This is a genomic window from Alishewanella longhuensis, from assembly GCF_014653435.1.
In the GTDB taxonomy this organism is placed as follows: domain Bacteria; phylum Pseudomonadota; class Gammaproteobacteria; order Enterobacterales; family Alteromonadaceae; genus Alishewanella; species Alishewanella longhuensis.
This window is the reverse complement of sequence record NZ_BNAO01000001.1, coordinates 704,225-717,520: the sequence shown is the minus strand read 5'-3', so window position 1 is coordinate 717,520 and position 13,296 is coordinate 704,225. Positions and strand designations below refer to the sequence as shown.

Below are 13,296 nucleotides of genomic sequence, written 5' to 3'. Positions count from 1 at the left end.
GAAAGACTTGAGCGCGAGGCCGTGGATGGCCGAGCTGAGTGCCGATCATCAGGGATGTGTAAACACTGCACTCAAAAAGTAAGTTTAAAAATGGCCCCATAGCTCAGTTGGTTAGAGCGCTCGACTCATAATTAGTGAGTCCATGTGGTACCATAGGAAATGTTGGTTCAAGTTGTAAAATCGTGGCCCCATAGCTCAGTTGGTTAGAGCGCTCGACTCATAATCGATCGGTCGCTGGTTCGAGTCCAGCTGGGGCCACCAATCCACTAAATACGTGGCTTCTAGCTGTGTTCAGCACCAAAATCTATCACTCTTACTAGCAAAATCGACTGGCTGTAGCTGAAAAAGCTTGGGCTAGTAAATTATTCATGGTTTCAAGCACAACCAAAGCACCACTCAATACACCGGCTACAACATCGTGTAGAAAGTCGTAAGGGCTTTATTCCACCTAGCAAAATTGGTTTTAATACAGAAAAGCTTTCTTGAACCCATAAAAAAAAGCAGCTAAACTCCAGTTTCCCAACTGTTAGTAGTTTAACTGCTTTCAGCATAAAAGCGGTGTTGAAACTAGTTTTCAATTACCGCTTTTTATTTTCCACGTCCACTACCATTTTTAGTAGGGTCTACGAGAATATATCCTTGCCCACTCGTTGGAGTTGGTGGCATAGGCTCACCACGAACTATCGTCCGTTCTTCACCTGTTCTGCCACCCCGTGGTCCTACTATTTCATATTGGCCTGAGCGTGGAGCACCTTGGCCCGGTTTAAGTCTATCAGTCATCAGCAATACCCCTTAAGGTGATGTTTAATTAAATTGCCACAACAAGTTCGTTATAGCGATACAGATAATAATACCAAAGCAATCCACGATCAAGTGATCTGGTACAAAAAGTTTCACCATAGCGAACTTTAAGCTATACTCGCAATCCGTAAGTGATGCGTGTTAGTAACTAAGAGGTGTACAGTGTTTGGTGAAAGGCTTCAGACTCGTCGAAAAATGATGAATTTAACTTTGGAGCAACTGGCGACAAAAGCCGGTACTACCAAGAGCTACATTTGGGAACTAGAAAACAAGCCAGATATCAAACCATCTGCAGATCTAGTTAATCGCTTAGCCAAAGAGCTTGATTGCACTGTTGAGCATTTGGTTCACGGTGATGGTAATGATGAAGATCAAGTTTTTTTCCGAGAATACAAATCGCTGGGTTCAGAAACAAAAAACACATTACAGAAAATTCTAAAATCTCTTAAAGATAAGCCGAATGACTGAGATTCACCCAGCAAAAAAGGCGGCAATAGATCTTTTCAAAGCTTTCTCTTTGGGCAGGTCTAGCAATGAGTTGTACCCTGTTGATTGTGAGTTTATTGCGAAAAACCTTGGAATAGAAGTTATCGGCGAAAGCATGGGGGATGATTTTCAAGCGTGCTTATACCTATCAGGGAAAGTCAAAGCCATAATCTATAACTCAGCTGTATCGGTAGCAGGGAGATTAAACTTCACGATAGGCCACGAATTAGGACACTACTGTTTACATCGGAATCTAGGGGATCGTCAGTGTACTTTAGATGACCTTGATAATATCGGTAGCACTCCGCCCCATGGCCAAGATATTGAGAGAGAAGCAAACCTTTTTGCAGCTAACTTGCTCATGCCAGCTTCTGATTTTAGAACGCAGCTAATGGGCTCTCCAGCAGATCTAGAGTTAGTAACAGCTTTATCTAGTCGATACGGTACAAGTCTACTTGCGACTCTTTATAGACTCAAAGAACTATCAGCCAAGCCTATTACAGTAATTATGGTAGATAAATTCGATACGATTATTTCAGTTTGGAAAAATCGTGGTTTTGAAGAATTGTATATACCAAAAAGCTACCAACTTGATGAACCGCTTCCGTACAACCGCACACATACCGTTGTAAATCCGGAGTATTTTGGCATTCGGCAAGAAAACTGCCCGTTTGTTCTTTATCAGTCGTCTATAGATTACAAATTCAACGGTATGAAAATTGTCTTGCTTACTGGTGAGCCGATGTAGATTACATGTTGAATATGCTGGATGAGCTATAAAATTTGTAGTCACCATTGAAAAATAGCACTAAAAATGAGATTCTGGGATTATTGATAATAACCCAGATTTGATATGTCCAAACTTACAATCGATATCCCCACAACTCATGAAAGAGAACTCAAAAACTCCCTGAAAGCCAAAGGGCACACTGTGCATAGTTGGTTTTCAGAACAGATTGACCTCTTACTTGAAGAAACTTCAGATACCCAATCTCCTAAAGAACTCAATCTTGATGCACTAAAGGATATCGATTGGGCTTTTACCGATGATAATACATCTCAGTTCACTCATGACATCCACCCCTACCCTGCGAAGTTCATCCCTCAAATTCCAGAAAATTTAATTTTGGGGTTAAGTGAAAGAGGTGATCTAGTACTTGATCCTTTCAGCGGAAGCTGCACCACAGCTACTGAAGCAGTAAGACTGGGGAGACAGGCGGTCTCAATTGATGCTAACCCATTGAGTGCGGTCATTGGAAAAGCTAAAACCGCATTATTAGATAAAAAAGATGAAGACGACTTAGACTCGCTAAAAACTCATATATATAGTTTTATATCAGCAATAAAATCTGACGGTGATCTAGAAATATATTCAGACATCGTCAAGCGCTTCGGACACTTCGCGCCTGAAATTCCAAACCATGAAAAGTGGTTCAAAAGTTACGTATTCACGGAGCTATCACTGATAAGAGGATTAATTCTATCAGTAACTTCAGAAACAGCTAAAAATATCGCATTGGTCGCATTTTCCAGAATAATAATAAGAGTTTCAAACCAAGATTCAGAAACTAGATACACTGCTAAAGATAATAAAATCGAGCAAGCGGAAACACTCACCTCATTCATCGAGAGTTTAAACTATGTAGTTCGTAAGGTTAGTCTGAACAAAGCTAAAAACAGTTCAATGGGGCAGTTCCTTGTTGGCGACTCTAGGGTAAAAGTCTCCGAACTCGAAGAGGCTTCAGTTGATTTAATCGTTACATCTCCCCCGTATGCTAATGCTACAGATTATCACCTATATCATAGATTCCGTATGTTTTGGCTTGGTTATGATCCTAGAGAATTAGGCAAAATAGAAATAGGTTCTCACCTAAAACATCAGCGTAATAATTCTGGCTATGCCGAGTATCAAGACGATATGGAAGCATCTCTAAATGGTATGTTTAAGGTCCTGAAACCCGGAAAATATGCTGCTTTAGTTGTAGGTGACTCTATTTTCAAAGAAGAAGTATTTGAAACCCACAAAATATTGGCTAAAGTCGCGATGAAAATAGGCTTTGAGCATACATTCACAATTGAACGACCATTACATGAAACAAAACGTTCATTCGTAAAACCCGGCCGTCGTTTGCGTAAAGAACAAATTGTAATTTTGAGAAAACCTGATACAAAATTGGAGTTGGCCTTAGCGAAGCTAAATTACAAATTTTATGATTATGAGATAGAGTTGCTCCGCCATGAAATAAAAGCGTTAACAGGCAAAGATTACCGCACCGAAATAAGTAGCAGTAACATATGCTTAGAAGGCGACAAGATATTATCTTCAGAAGCTGGAAAGTTAAGAGCGTTAACTTTTACTCATGAGCTTATATTTAAGAATGGTTCTAAGATAACAACAGATCAAAGTTATAAAGAAGAAATTAGTAATCGCGTTAGAAAAAACTCTACGTATTTTACGCATGGACTCCATCCGTATAAGGGGAAATTTTACCCACAGCTAGCTAAATCTCTAGTTAATATTGGAAGCAAAGGTAATACTGAATGCGTAGTATTTGATCCTTTTTGTGGCTCAGGGACAACAGTTTTAGAGTCATTTCTTTCAGGAAATCATGCTTTTGGTATGGATATTAACCCCATAGCAATCAGTATAAGCCGCGCTAAAAATGAAATTTTAACGGTAGAAAAAACACTCGTCTTTAACGCTATAAATGCTTTAATGAAGGAACTCGGGTCGTACAATGTAGAGATGGAATATAAAAGCGAAATTCCAGATATATTAATGGAAGAAGTGAGAGCATGGTTTCCACCTAAAGTAATTAATAAAATTAATTTTTTACTTTCCAAGGCTAGAGTTTATGGGAATAAGAAAATAGTAAACTACTTTGAACTTGTACTTAGCTCTATAATAAGAAATGTATCTCAACAAGATCCAAGTGATTTAAGAATAAGAAAGCGGAAAGAATTGATCGAAGACGCACCGGTAATTGAGCTTTACATTAAATCCATTGAACAAGAAACAAGAAAACTATTAAGCTATTGGAATTGTTACGAACAGGGGCATGTTAAGTTAGGTAGCTTTAGCATTGGCCTGTTAGATAACAGAGATTTTCTTTCTTTTGAAAAACTGGGTCTTAATGCAGACAGTGTGGATTGCATTGTTACCAGCCCACCATATGCAACGGCGCTTCCCTATATTGATACCGATAGATTATCTATATTGGTTATAAACAGTCTTAGTTCTAGCGAAAGATCATCTATTGAAAAGTCACTTACAGGCTCAAGAGAAATAACAAAAAAGGAGCTGAATGCAATCAATGATATCATTATTAATGGCGATTCAGACCTACCAGTTAAAACTAAAGAAATGCTTAAAGTTATTTGCTTGGGGAATTTGAATGATTCCAAGGCTGGTTTTAGAAAAAAAAATACAGCAGCACTCTTATTCAGGTATTTCATTGACATGAAAGCAGTGATGGAAAATTGTCTTAAAGTACTAAAACCCGGCGCAGATGCATTCTTTGTTGTCGGGGATTCAAAAACAAAATTAGGTGATGACTGGTTCCACATCAACACATGTGAAATGCTGGTGTTGATCGCGAATCAAGTTGGATTTGTAGCTAGTGAGTTTTTAAAAGTCTCAGTTACAAATGACAATAAAATCAACTCAAAAAACTTTATAGAAAATAATCTGATACTTAAATTCCACAAAGCATCAGATTAAATTCTTAAATTTATGTATGAAAGTGGTGGTTGTTACAACCACCCATACCCTCTAGGTTTTTTACCCCCACTCGGCATTTTTTTATCACATTTGCTTACCCACATATCATAATCCGGGCTGTCTGGAGTGTGAATAATCAGTTCATAATCAAACTCACTTACAGAACGCCCTTTAGGTTTATTCATGATCATGATGGAGTATTCAGGAACAATTCCCACAAGCTGACTACAAGTAATTCGGATCTCACTTTTTGCCTCGTAAAAAACCGTATTAAGCTGATATTTCTCCAGCTTTAGAAGCTCATCGTAGTTGCTCCCGTATACTAAAATATTTACAACTGGGTCAGGATCTCTTTGCGGGTAGCTAGGATTTTTAGGATTTTTCGGTGTGGTCCTGCCATTAAATGGGAACTCAAAAAAATAAGGTCGCTCATTGACAGCTTTTTTACTTAAAAAGATTTCACCATTATGATGGGGTTTAATCTGTATTAGAAACGTATCAAACGAGCTTACAGTTACTGTATTCTGATATGTAGTAACAGCGCTTTCGGCAATGCCTACTTCAGCTTTCGTATTTGCGGCAACTTTAGTTGATGTATCAGCTCGCTTACTCGCCACGTCTTTATTCTTCTTGGCAGATTGGCTTGCACTTACTGAAAACCCACTTGAAAATAACTCGTCTAACAGTGCACTTCTCTTCTGAAACTTGGTCTCTGTATCAACGAAGCCAGGTATTTTTGTTTCAACTGCTAGCAAGTTTTCAGCGTGCAATTTCTCTATTAAATCCCTATCCAACTGAATTGAAATACCATTTTCAGCGAGCAGTAGACTATCCAAAGAGTTCCAAAAGTCGTTAAATAATTTGGCTTCATCCGCAGATTCCAAATCGTAATCGATGATAACGGCACTCTCAAAGTTTGATTCCAAACCACCAACAGTTAGGTTATTTGAACCAACAATCACTCGCCCATTTACGTCATTTCTGAAAAGATAGATTTTAGGATGGAAAGTTACACTTTTATGATTGATTATAAATGCATGATCAAAAAGCGTAACAGCCTTTTCTAGAGCTTCCTTGGAAGTCACCTTTTGATCAATTCCAACAAATAACTTTGAGCTTGCGCCTTTTGAAGACCAATTGACGAAAGAGGGTTCCAACTTAGCTAAAACACCTGATTTGGCATATGCAACAACAAATCTCAAACTTGTAAAACCAGAATCATCTTCCATTGATTCTTTTAAAATATCCAAAAGTCTAACGTTATTCAAAGGCTGGTCTAAGGGGGATATCAAACTAATTCTAGACATGCAAAATCCTTGTATTATTAACCTGATAGACAGGTATTGTTATAAGGTATAAGTATGCCCTTTAGGTAAGCCCCTGTAAATCAGCAGCTTTGATAGGCTTGTATGAGAAACTATTAGGGGAAGTATTAGCGCGCATCCGTGTATCGGATGGATTTTCGATGGTTTTAACGTATGCAAACCATTGCTGTTGTTAGCTGTTGGCTCTTTACCCTATTGACCGGATAGTACCCATTATCAGTTCAATAACGGGTTTCAAGATGGCAATCTACAAACGTAAAAACTCATCTAACTACTACTGTGAAATCACCATTAACGGCAAAACCGTTATCCGTAGCACCAAAACAACTAAAAAGTCGGATGCTTTGCGCTTTGAAGCTCAACTACGTGAGCAGCTATATCGTCAGGTGGTGTTAGGTGAACAACAAACCATCACTTTGGAACAGGCCATTGCTGATTATGCTAAAACCAAAGCTGGTTCAGTGAATGGTCGTAACCTTAAAACACAGATCACCACGCTACGTACTCAACTGAACAGAGTGTACTCACTTAAAAACGGTTTACATGGCTTAAACGGTGGTCATTTAAACCGCTTAGTTGCACTTCGTCGGCAAGATGATGTATCCGATGGCACCATTCGTTTAATGTTCACCACGTTAAAAGGGGTGATCAACTTCACTAAATCGGCAGGCTATCTGCAACCAACTAATCTGGTTATACCACGTTTAAAAGTCAGCAACCAGAGAACCCGCACCCTGTCAGATTCAGAAGAACAACGTTTACTGGCAATCCTGCAAACTCACAAAAACCCCGATGATTACGATTTGGTGGTGTTATTGCTTGATACCGCAGCACGTTTAAACGAAATCCAGCAACTTACATGGGATTCAGTGGATTTAGCTGCTGGTGAACTGCGTGTATGGCGCACCAAAACGCAAACTGAATCACTGTTAAAGCTTACAGATAGGTCACTGGCTATCCTGCAACGCAGAGCAGAGATCAATCAGGGTTTGTCACTGGTGTTTCCATCAAAATCAGGTGGCATTCGTCGCACTACACCAAAAACCATTCAAAAGGCTTACAAACAGGCTGGCTTAGATGATTTTTGCACCCACAGCATCCGTCATAGCACAGCCAGTAAACTGGTTAAAAATGGCATGAGCTTGTTTGCTGTATCGAAAATTTTGGGCCATTCCAGTATTTCCATGAGCCAACGTTACTCGCATCTGGAACAAGCAACGGTAGCTGAGCAAGCCATGAAAATCCTTAATAACTGATACCTGATTACTTGCTACCAAGCTTCGACCACATTTTTAGTAAAAGTGCCGCCAAGCTTGGCTATCCCCCGTTTTCCGTAAGCATAAATAGTTGGAAAGTAACCGCATTGTAACGATGCAAGGAATCCAACAATGAGTGTATTTAAACGAAACGGCATGGGTAATTACTACATCCAGTTTAACCATAACGGTAAAACCTACTGCAAAAGCTCAAAAACCACCAACAAGCGCACAGCTGAACGCATGGAACGGGATTGGCGTGATGAAATTCACCGGATTGAAGAACTTGGTGAACGGCCACGCATTACCTTAAAAGATGCTTTAAACGGCTACGTTCAAAGCAAAGCCAATACAGGCAGCAGTGTGTATGCAAAAAACAACCTACCTGCTATCGAATCCAAGATGGATACATCGGTGTTTATCGATGAACTACGGGATTGGGATTTAAACAAATTTAAGTCCAGTCGTGAAGCTGATGGTATGGCACCTCAAACCATAAAGCATAACCTGCAAGCTATTCGCAGTGCTATTGCATGGGCTAAAGATCATGGCTATCAGATTAAACCGTTAACCTTTCCCAAAGTTAAGCTTAATAAGCACAGGTTACGCTATCTATCACACGATGAAGAAGCACGGTTACTGGCCGATTTAGATCCAAAACGTAAACGGCCATATCGCCCTGATTATGAGTTTCGTCCTGCTGCTGAAAACCGGATGTATCAGGATAACTACGATTTGGTGGTGTTACTGCTGGATACGGGTGCTCGTTACAGTGAAATAGCTAATATCAAGTGGTCAGCCATCGATCTGGAAAATGGAATAATCAACCTGTGGCGTCCTAAAGTTCGCAATGAGTCCATCATTTACATGACCAGTCGGGTAAAAGATATTCTCACCCGTCGTTATTCAGATCGGGTAAGTGATGATCACCTGTTTACCAATCTGGATGGTCAGCAACGGGGTTATCAGTCAAAAGGTATTCGTTCTGCTTTTCAACGTGCTGGTATTACTGATTTTAAAATCCATGATTTGCGTCATACCTGTGCCAGCAGATTGGTACAGGCTGGATTATCACTCTATGAAGTTGCCAGCATTTTAGGGCATACCGATGTTTCAACCACACAGATTTACGCACACCTTGAACGCAAAGATGTCAGCGCAAAAGCGCGTGATGTATTGGAAAACCTGCATCGTCTCACACAAGGAGAACTACAATGAAAGTCGATGATATTTTAACGGAAAGTAACGGCTGGGAAGCCGTCCGTAAGTGGCTGGACAAGTTATTTGGTCTTACTACTGATTTACCGTCAAAACTCAAACGGGTTAAACAGGGCTTTGATGAAAAAACCGGAGAACACGTTATTTACTTGGAGTATCGTGCTAAAGCTCCGTTTCAAAAGGCATTACCGAAATCCGCAAAGGTTAAGGCAATACCTGATAATCAACGCAAGAAAAAGTAAGCTACAACAGCATCCGAACTGCGTTACCAATGGCAAACTGTACGCCAGTTGCGTAACGGGTTCGGTCTGATACTTTACAGTACCACCCCAACAACACCCCACCTGGTGCTCTGGCTTCAATCCTGTCGGGTAACTCCCGTATACGTCCGATAATCTGGCCATTCGGATAACGGATTATTTGCTCGTTCATAGTGATACCTCCTGATGTTGTAGTACCACCATCCCGCTAAAAAGTTTTAGGGTCAACGCGTTGCCATTAAGGGTAAACGGTTTGATGCTTACCCCATCAAAACCAATGGAACACAAACCATGATTACCGATAAACACCTTACCGCAGAGCAAATTATCCAGCTGTCAGAAATGGTCGCTGAATTGCTTAGTGGGCAAGCTTTAACCCGTGAAACAGTCGATGAACTCTCTGGGATGCTGCTTGAAGATGTATCCGGTCTGGAATGTGTTTCTGATACTGAAATTAAGGAGATTACCAATGAAATCTGGCAACAACTTACCAGCAACTAAACCTGTTAAAGCTGATGCAGCAGCCCCTGTTACAGATACAAATGCAAAAGGACCAGCTACTAAAATGGAACGGGCTACGGCTCTTTACGGCAAGTTACTGGCGGATGATCCACATATCCCCCGTAAAGATATTATTGATGAATTCGTCAAGCACTGTGAATTAACCCCAGCTGGTGCAGCTACTTACTACAGCACCATTAAAAAACGGGTTTCCAGTAAAAAGTCTTAATATCTGTTCAGGCTTCCCATCGAACTAGGCAATACGTGGAACTATTACCACGTATTGTTTTACCTGCTATACAATCCAGATCCGCTAACTATTTTCACGGTGTTGGGTAACTCACAAAATACCGTGCACACTCCATCGCTGTTCGATACCACTGCTTCCTCGGATAGGATACTTTGTAGTCACGTTGATACCACATCTAAAATCGATTTTAACAGTGGTTGCTCACTGTCGTAATGAGCTATCAGCAAAAGGCATTGCATCGGCTTACAATCGTTTATAGATGTGGTTTATTCTCTGTAGCAGCTAATAGGCTCCACAGCTCTGGTTATAGCAATATCACTGTCGAAAACCTCTGGCATAGAAATGGCCATTGTGTTTCGCTCTATCCAGTACATCAATCTTACCAAAAGATCGGTCAAGTACCTTTGCTTCGCACCTTATACATAGGTGTACTGGTCCATAGTTACTTTTAAAATACTTCCATGCTGGAGAACGCCACCTTTTGCACTCATGGCACTGCTCCCTGTCCAAGGTTCTCCGGTTCGCTTTGGATTCCAGTATCAGCTTGGCTGGTTTTGGTTCTTTAACTCTGGTACTCATTTGAAATCTCCGAAATAGATTGATGTGTCAGAAAGCAACCCAACACGGTTACTGGATCTGCTACCACCAAACTCAAATTGCTTGGTTAAGTACCATTCCAGCTTGTTGGTTCCGTCGTTGTAGTAGTCTTGTAGTAAGTAGTGAGCTATGTAGTACTGGCTGTTGTAGCGCTTCAGGTAGTCCAACTGCTTGTTTAACAGCTGCTCAAACCTTTCATGCTTGGGTAACCAGTCATCGTCAGCAATCAGTATGTGGAAGTGGTATGTTTGCATTGCAGTGGTATATTCCTGCACAGCAAAACCATTTAAATACGATAAACCTTGTTTAAAACGTCGCTTATAAATCGCTCTGTTCAGCTGCTTGATAAGCTTGTTTAATCGGGAAACGCATACTGGTTCAGGGGTAAACCTCGTAAACGTCAAAGTAAGGTGATAACAGGTGTTATTGGTCAATAACCAGTCAATCATGGCATTACGTGTAGTAGTAGCTGCTACCATGTTCATGTTCCATCAAACAATAGAATAACCAACGCACTACCGTTAACGGTGTGCATGAGTTATCTGAATTGTGGAAGCAACAGCAAGAGGACCCATTAAATAAAAACGTAATCATTGCTGCAGCTGTGAAAAGGTAGATGCTGTTAAACTTTTAACATCTACCTTATTTATCATCGAGATTTACCTGTGTGCATCGGTGCATTATCACACCAAAAAAGGTACAAAATCTGATGGGATTAGTGCAGTAGTTTTGCTACAACGACATTTTTGGCAATACCAGCTGTCGCTGGATCAGTGACATAATCACAGACGACGCAGTAAATGCCGTCATTTTCTAAGTTAAAATCCAAAGGCAAGTTAAATGGTTCATGAATTTGATAGTTACCGTGTTCAGCCCCAAGAGCTTCAGCAATTACTGGTTTTAATTTTGGGCATTCTGGTGAAAATTTGGGCTTGAATTCGCTAGTAGCAGACGAATCAAGTGATTTAACACCGAACGTGATGTAATTAAAACTATCTATGGTGATAGCAACTGTGATGCGTTGCTCCAAATCGGTTTCGTTAAGTAACTTACTGAACCTTTCATATGTACCATTGCAGATTTTTTCGATCGTAGAGAGACCAATCACATGAGCAGCAAAGCCACGTTTATGACTCTCATCCAGACCGGTACGAGCCCATGTATCGGAATCGATACTGATTAAATTGAAATCAGCTGCGAGAGCATCTTCAAAGCTTTCGTAATCATCATGATGCAGGATTAAGGGCTCTATAACAGAACCCCCTGGTACGTCAGGATACCGAAGCTCAATCGAATGCCTTAAACTTGTAAGCTCAATTAAATTGTCCATCGAGAGCCTAATGAAGCAAGTTATTTGGTTGAGGGTGGTTTTTACTGTTACTGTGTTCATTATATAAACTCCTGTTTTGTTTTGTCTTAAGTGACGAACAGGAGTTTATATTTCCGACAATTTTAACGCGAAGAAGCAACTGCCCCCACGCTACCTATTGATAGTTGAAGCCACTTATGTTAGTGCGTCGGGGTGTAGTAGCCTTTAACAGCGAGCAGATTTAGCAAACACAACGCATTTTTTCGCGGGTAAACGTTTTTAATTTTGGTATGTTTGTTTCTGTACATGCTGTACCCCGCAAGTTCTTTGTATTGCGACAGAACAGAATAAGCATATGGGATTTCTTCAGGACTATCGCGAAAATCGTCCAGAGAAAATGTTCTGCGAAACTTTTCTTTCCAATGAATCTCAATGACTGCTGACATTGGTAACGTTGAATTGCGAGTTCCATTAATTACCTGAGCAGGTTTTGCTATTCTGTTTATACAGTCAATCAATCTGTCACCATTTTCGTCAATCAACTCTGATATCACATTATCGTCATCGAGCCACGGATCAATTTTTTCAATAAGACGACCAAACTGAACACAGGTTACACCTATGAGTGATGCAAGGTCAGCTTGTGTATAGTAGACATCATCTACATCATCAAAATTTTCATTGGTAAACTCACCTAACCACCCCGTATCAATCCTGAAGCGACTCCAAGCTGATAGAACAAAGCAACAAAAATATCTCTCTGCCGTGGTGAGTTCAGCATGCCGATAGTTAAGATTTTCAAGATTGGCTTTAAAAATGGAATAAAGCGAGTGAATCACGGATTCTTCAACCGAAAAGCTGAAGTCATCACCAAACCAGCCAACAGGCCGTTTTCCGTATAAAACGTAATCTTTAATCGTGAAAAGGTGAGCGTATATTTTTGAATCTAAAAAATCAGGCATTTTGGCTTCAAGCCTATCTTCTAGATGATACTTTAGCATTTCGTAGTACTGCTTAGCCCCCATTAGAACCTGATCAAATATATCGATATCTTCTCTATGCAAGAGTGGATTAACAGTAACCAACTTGGGCTCATCGTCGATGGAATTTGCTGCATGAGTTTCGGTATTTATCGCATGAGCGATAGTATTAATGTTGGCTTTCGTGTTGGAATTGAAACAAGTATTTTTGGTCATAGGAGACTCCTTATAACTAAAGTTAATTTTTAAAAAACAATCGGGCGTAAAATCCACACGATTGCGTGTTACTAAAAAAATCACTGATTGCAGTGATGCGTAGCTTCCAACAAACGAAAAACCTAAATTACTCTCGATAAAAGCACTGAACCCGTTAAAAATTTAAACATTAAAAAAAAGAGATCTCAATAAAAAACCACGTAACCTATTGAATAATGTGATGGAAATTTGAAATCAAACAACCATTTCAAACATTGAAAAAAAATATACTGAAATGGTGATGATGCCAATAGCTAAAAAAATCAATTAATTAGCCGATGTTGAAAATGTAGTTAGACTCAAATCTTCAAACAATATTTTGAAGGTTGTTTTTTAA

At 40.0% G+C, this 13,296-nt stretch carries 13 protein-coding genes and 1 tRNA gene; 9 read left to right on the top strand and 5 right to left on the bottom strand.

What is annotated here, in order from left to right:
• Positions 1-184: 184 nt before the first annotated feature.
• From IE163_RS03030 to IE163_RS03015, 4 genes are all read left to right on the top strand, one after another.
• Positions 185-261 (top strand) — tRNA-Ile (locus tag IE163_RS03030).
• 678 nt (positions 262-939) lie between these two features.
• On the top strand, positions 940-1,269 hold the full coding sequence (locus tag IE163_RS03025; RefSeq protein WP_308430893.1) for a helix-turn-helix domain-containing protein: 330 nt from the start codon (positions 940-942) through the stop codon (positions 1,267-1,269).
• Positions 1,262-2,035, top strand: coding sequence for an ImmA/IrrE family metallo-endopeptidase (locus IE163_RS03020; protein ID WP_189430024.1), 774 nt, complete (start codon positions 1,262-1,264; stop codon positions 2,033-2,035). The genes IE163_RS03025 and IE163_RS03020 overlap by 8 nt, the downstream gene beginning before the upstream one ends.
• 105 nt (positions 2,036-2,140) lie before the next feature.
• Complete coding sequence (locus IE163_RS03015) at positions 2,141-5,008, top strand: DNA methyltransferase (RefSeq protein ID WP_189430022.1); 2,868 nt, start codon at positions 2,141-2,143, stop codon at positions 5,006-5,008.
• A gap of 32 nt (positions 5,009-5,040) precedes the next feature.
• Here IE163_RS03015 and IE163_RS03010 read toward each other — a convergent pair whose 3' ends face one another.
• Complete coding sequence (locus tag IE163_RS03010; protein WP_189430020.1) at positions 5,041-6,315, bottom strand: phospholipase D-like domain-containing protein; 1,275 nt, start codon at positions 6,313-6,315, stop codon at positions 5,041-5,043.
• 257 nt (positions 6,316-6,572) lie between these two features.
• On the opposite strand from IE163_RS03010, the gene IE163_RS03005 reads away from it, so the two are divergent.
• The 3 genes from IE163_RS03005 to IE163_RS02995 all read left to right on the top strand — a co-directional run bounded on the left by IE163_RS03005 (position 6,573) and on the right by IE163_RS02995 (position 9,049).
• Positions 6,573-7,589: a site-specific integrase gene (locus IE163_RS03005; protein WP_189430019.1), complete on the top strand. Its 1,017-nt coding sequence runs from the start codon at positions 6,573-6,575 to the stop codon at positions 7,587-7,589.
• A 132-nt stretch (positions 7,590-7,721) separates the two neighbouring features.
• The gene (locus IE163_RS03000; protein ID WP_189430016.1) at positions 7,722-8,807 is read left to right on the top strand and encodes a tyrosine-type recombinase/integrase; all 1,086 of its coding nucleotides are present in this window, start codon (positions 7,722-7,724) and stop codon (positions 8,805-8,807) included.
• Positions 8,804-9,049, top strand: coding sequence for a hypothetical protein (locus IE163_RS02995; protein ID WP_189430015.1), 246 nt, complete (start codon positions 8,804-8,806; stop codon positions 9,047-9,049). Before IE163_RS03000 ends, IE163_RS02995 begins: the two co-directional genes overlap by 4 nt.
• 1 nt (position 9,050) lies before the next feature.
• Here IE163_RS02995 and IE163_RS02990 read toward each other — a convergent pair whose 3' ends face one another.
• Positions 9,051-9,239, bottom strand: coding sequence for a hypothetical protein (locus IE163_RS02990; protein ID WP_189430013.1), 189 nt, complete (start codon positions 9,237-9,239; stop codon positions 9,051-9,053).
• 119 nt (positions 9,240-9,358) lie between these two features.
• Between IE163_RS02990 and IE163_RS02985 the strand changes: the two genes are divergently transcribed.
• A complete protein-coding gene (locus IE163_RS02985; RefSeq protein WP_189430010.1) occupies positions 9,359-9,568 on the top strand; it encodes a hypothetical protein in 210 nt (69 codons plus the stop codon).
• The gene (locus IE163_RS02980; protein ID WP_189430008.1) at positions 9,537-9,797 is read left to right on the top strand and encodes a hypothetical protein; all 261 of its coding nucleotides are present in this window, start codon (positions 9,537-9,539) and stop codon (positions 9,795-9,797) included. The genes IE163_RS02985 and IE163_RS02980 overlap by 32 nt, the downstream gene beginning before the upstream one ends.
• 596 nt (positions 9,798-10,393) lie before the next feature.
• Here IE163_RS02980 and IE163_RS02975 read toward each other — a convergent pair.
• From IE163_RS02975 to IE163_RS02965, 3 genes are all read right to left on the bottom strand, one after another.
• Positions 10,394-10,894, bottom strand: a complete 501-nt coding sequence (locus IE163_RS02975) for a hypothetical protein (protein ID WP_189430006.1) — start codon at positions 10,892-10,894, stop codon at positions 10,394-10,396.
• Positions 10,895-11,130: 236 nt separating this feature from the next.
• Entirely contained in the window at positions 11,131-11,805 is a 675-nt protein-coding gene (locus IE163_RS02970) for a hypothetical protein (RefSeq protein WP_189430005.1), read from the bottom strand.
• A 119-nt stretch (positions 11,806-11,924) separates the two neighbouring features.
• The gene (locus IE163_RS02965; RefSeq protein WP_189430003.1) at positions 11,925-12,920 is read right to left on the bottom strand and encodes a hypothetical protein; all 996 of its coding nucleotides are present in this window, start codon (positions 12,918-12,920) and stop codon (positions 11,925-11,927) included.
• Positions 12,921-13,296: the final 376 nt, after the last annotated feature.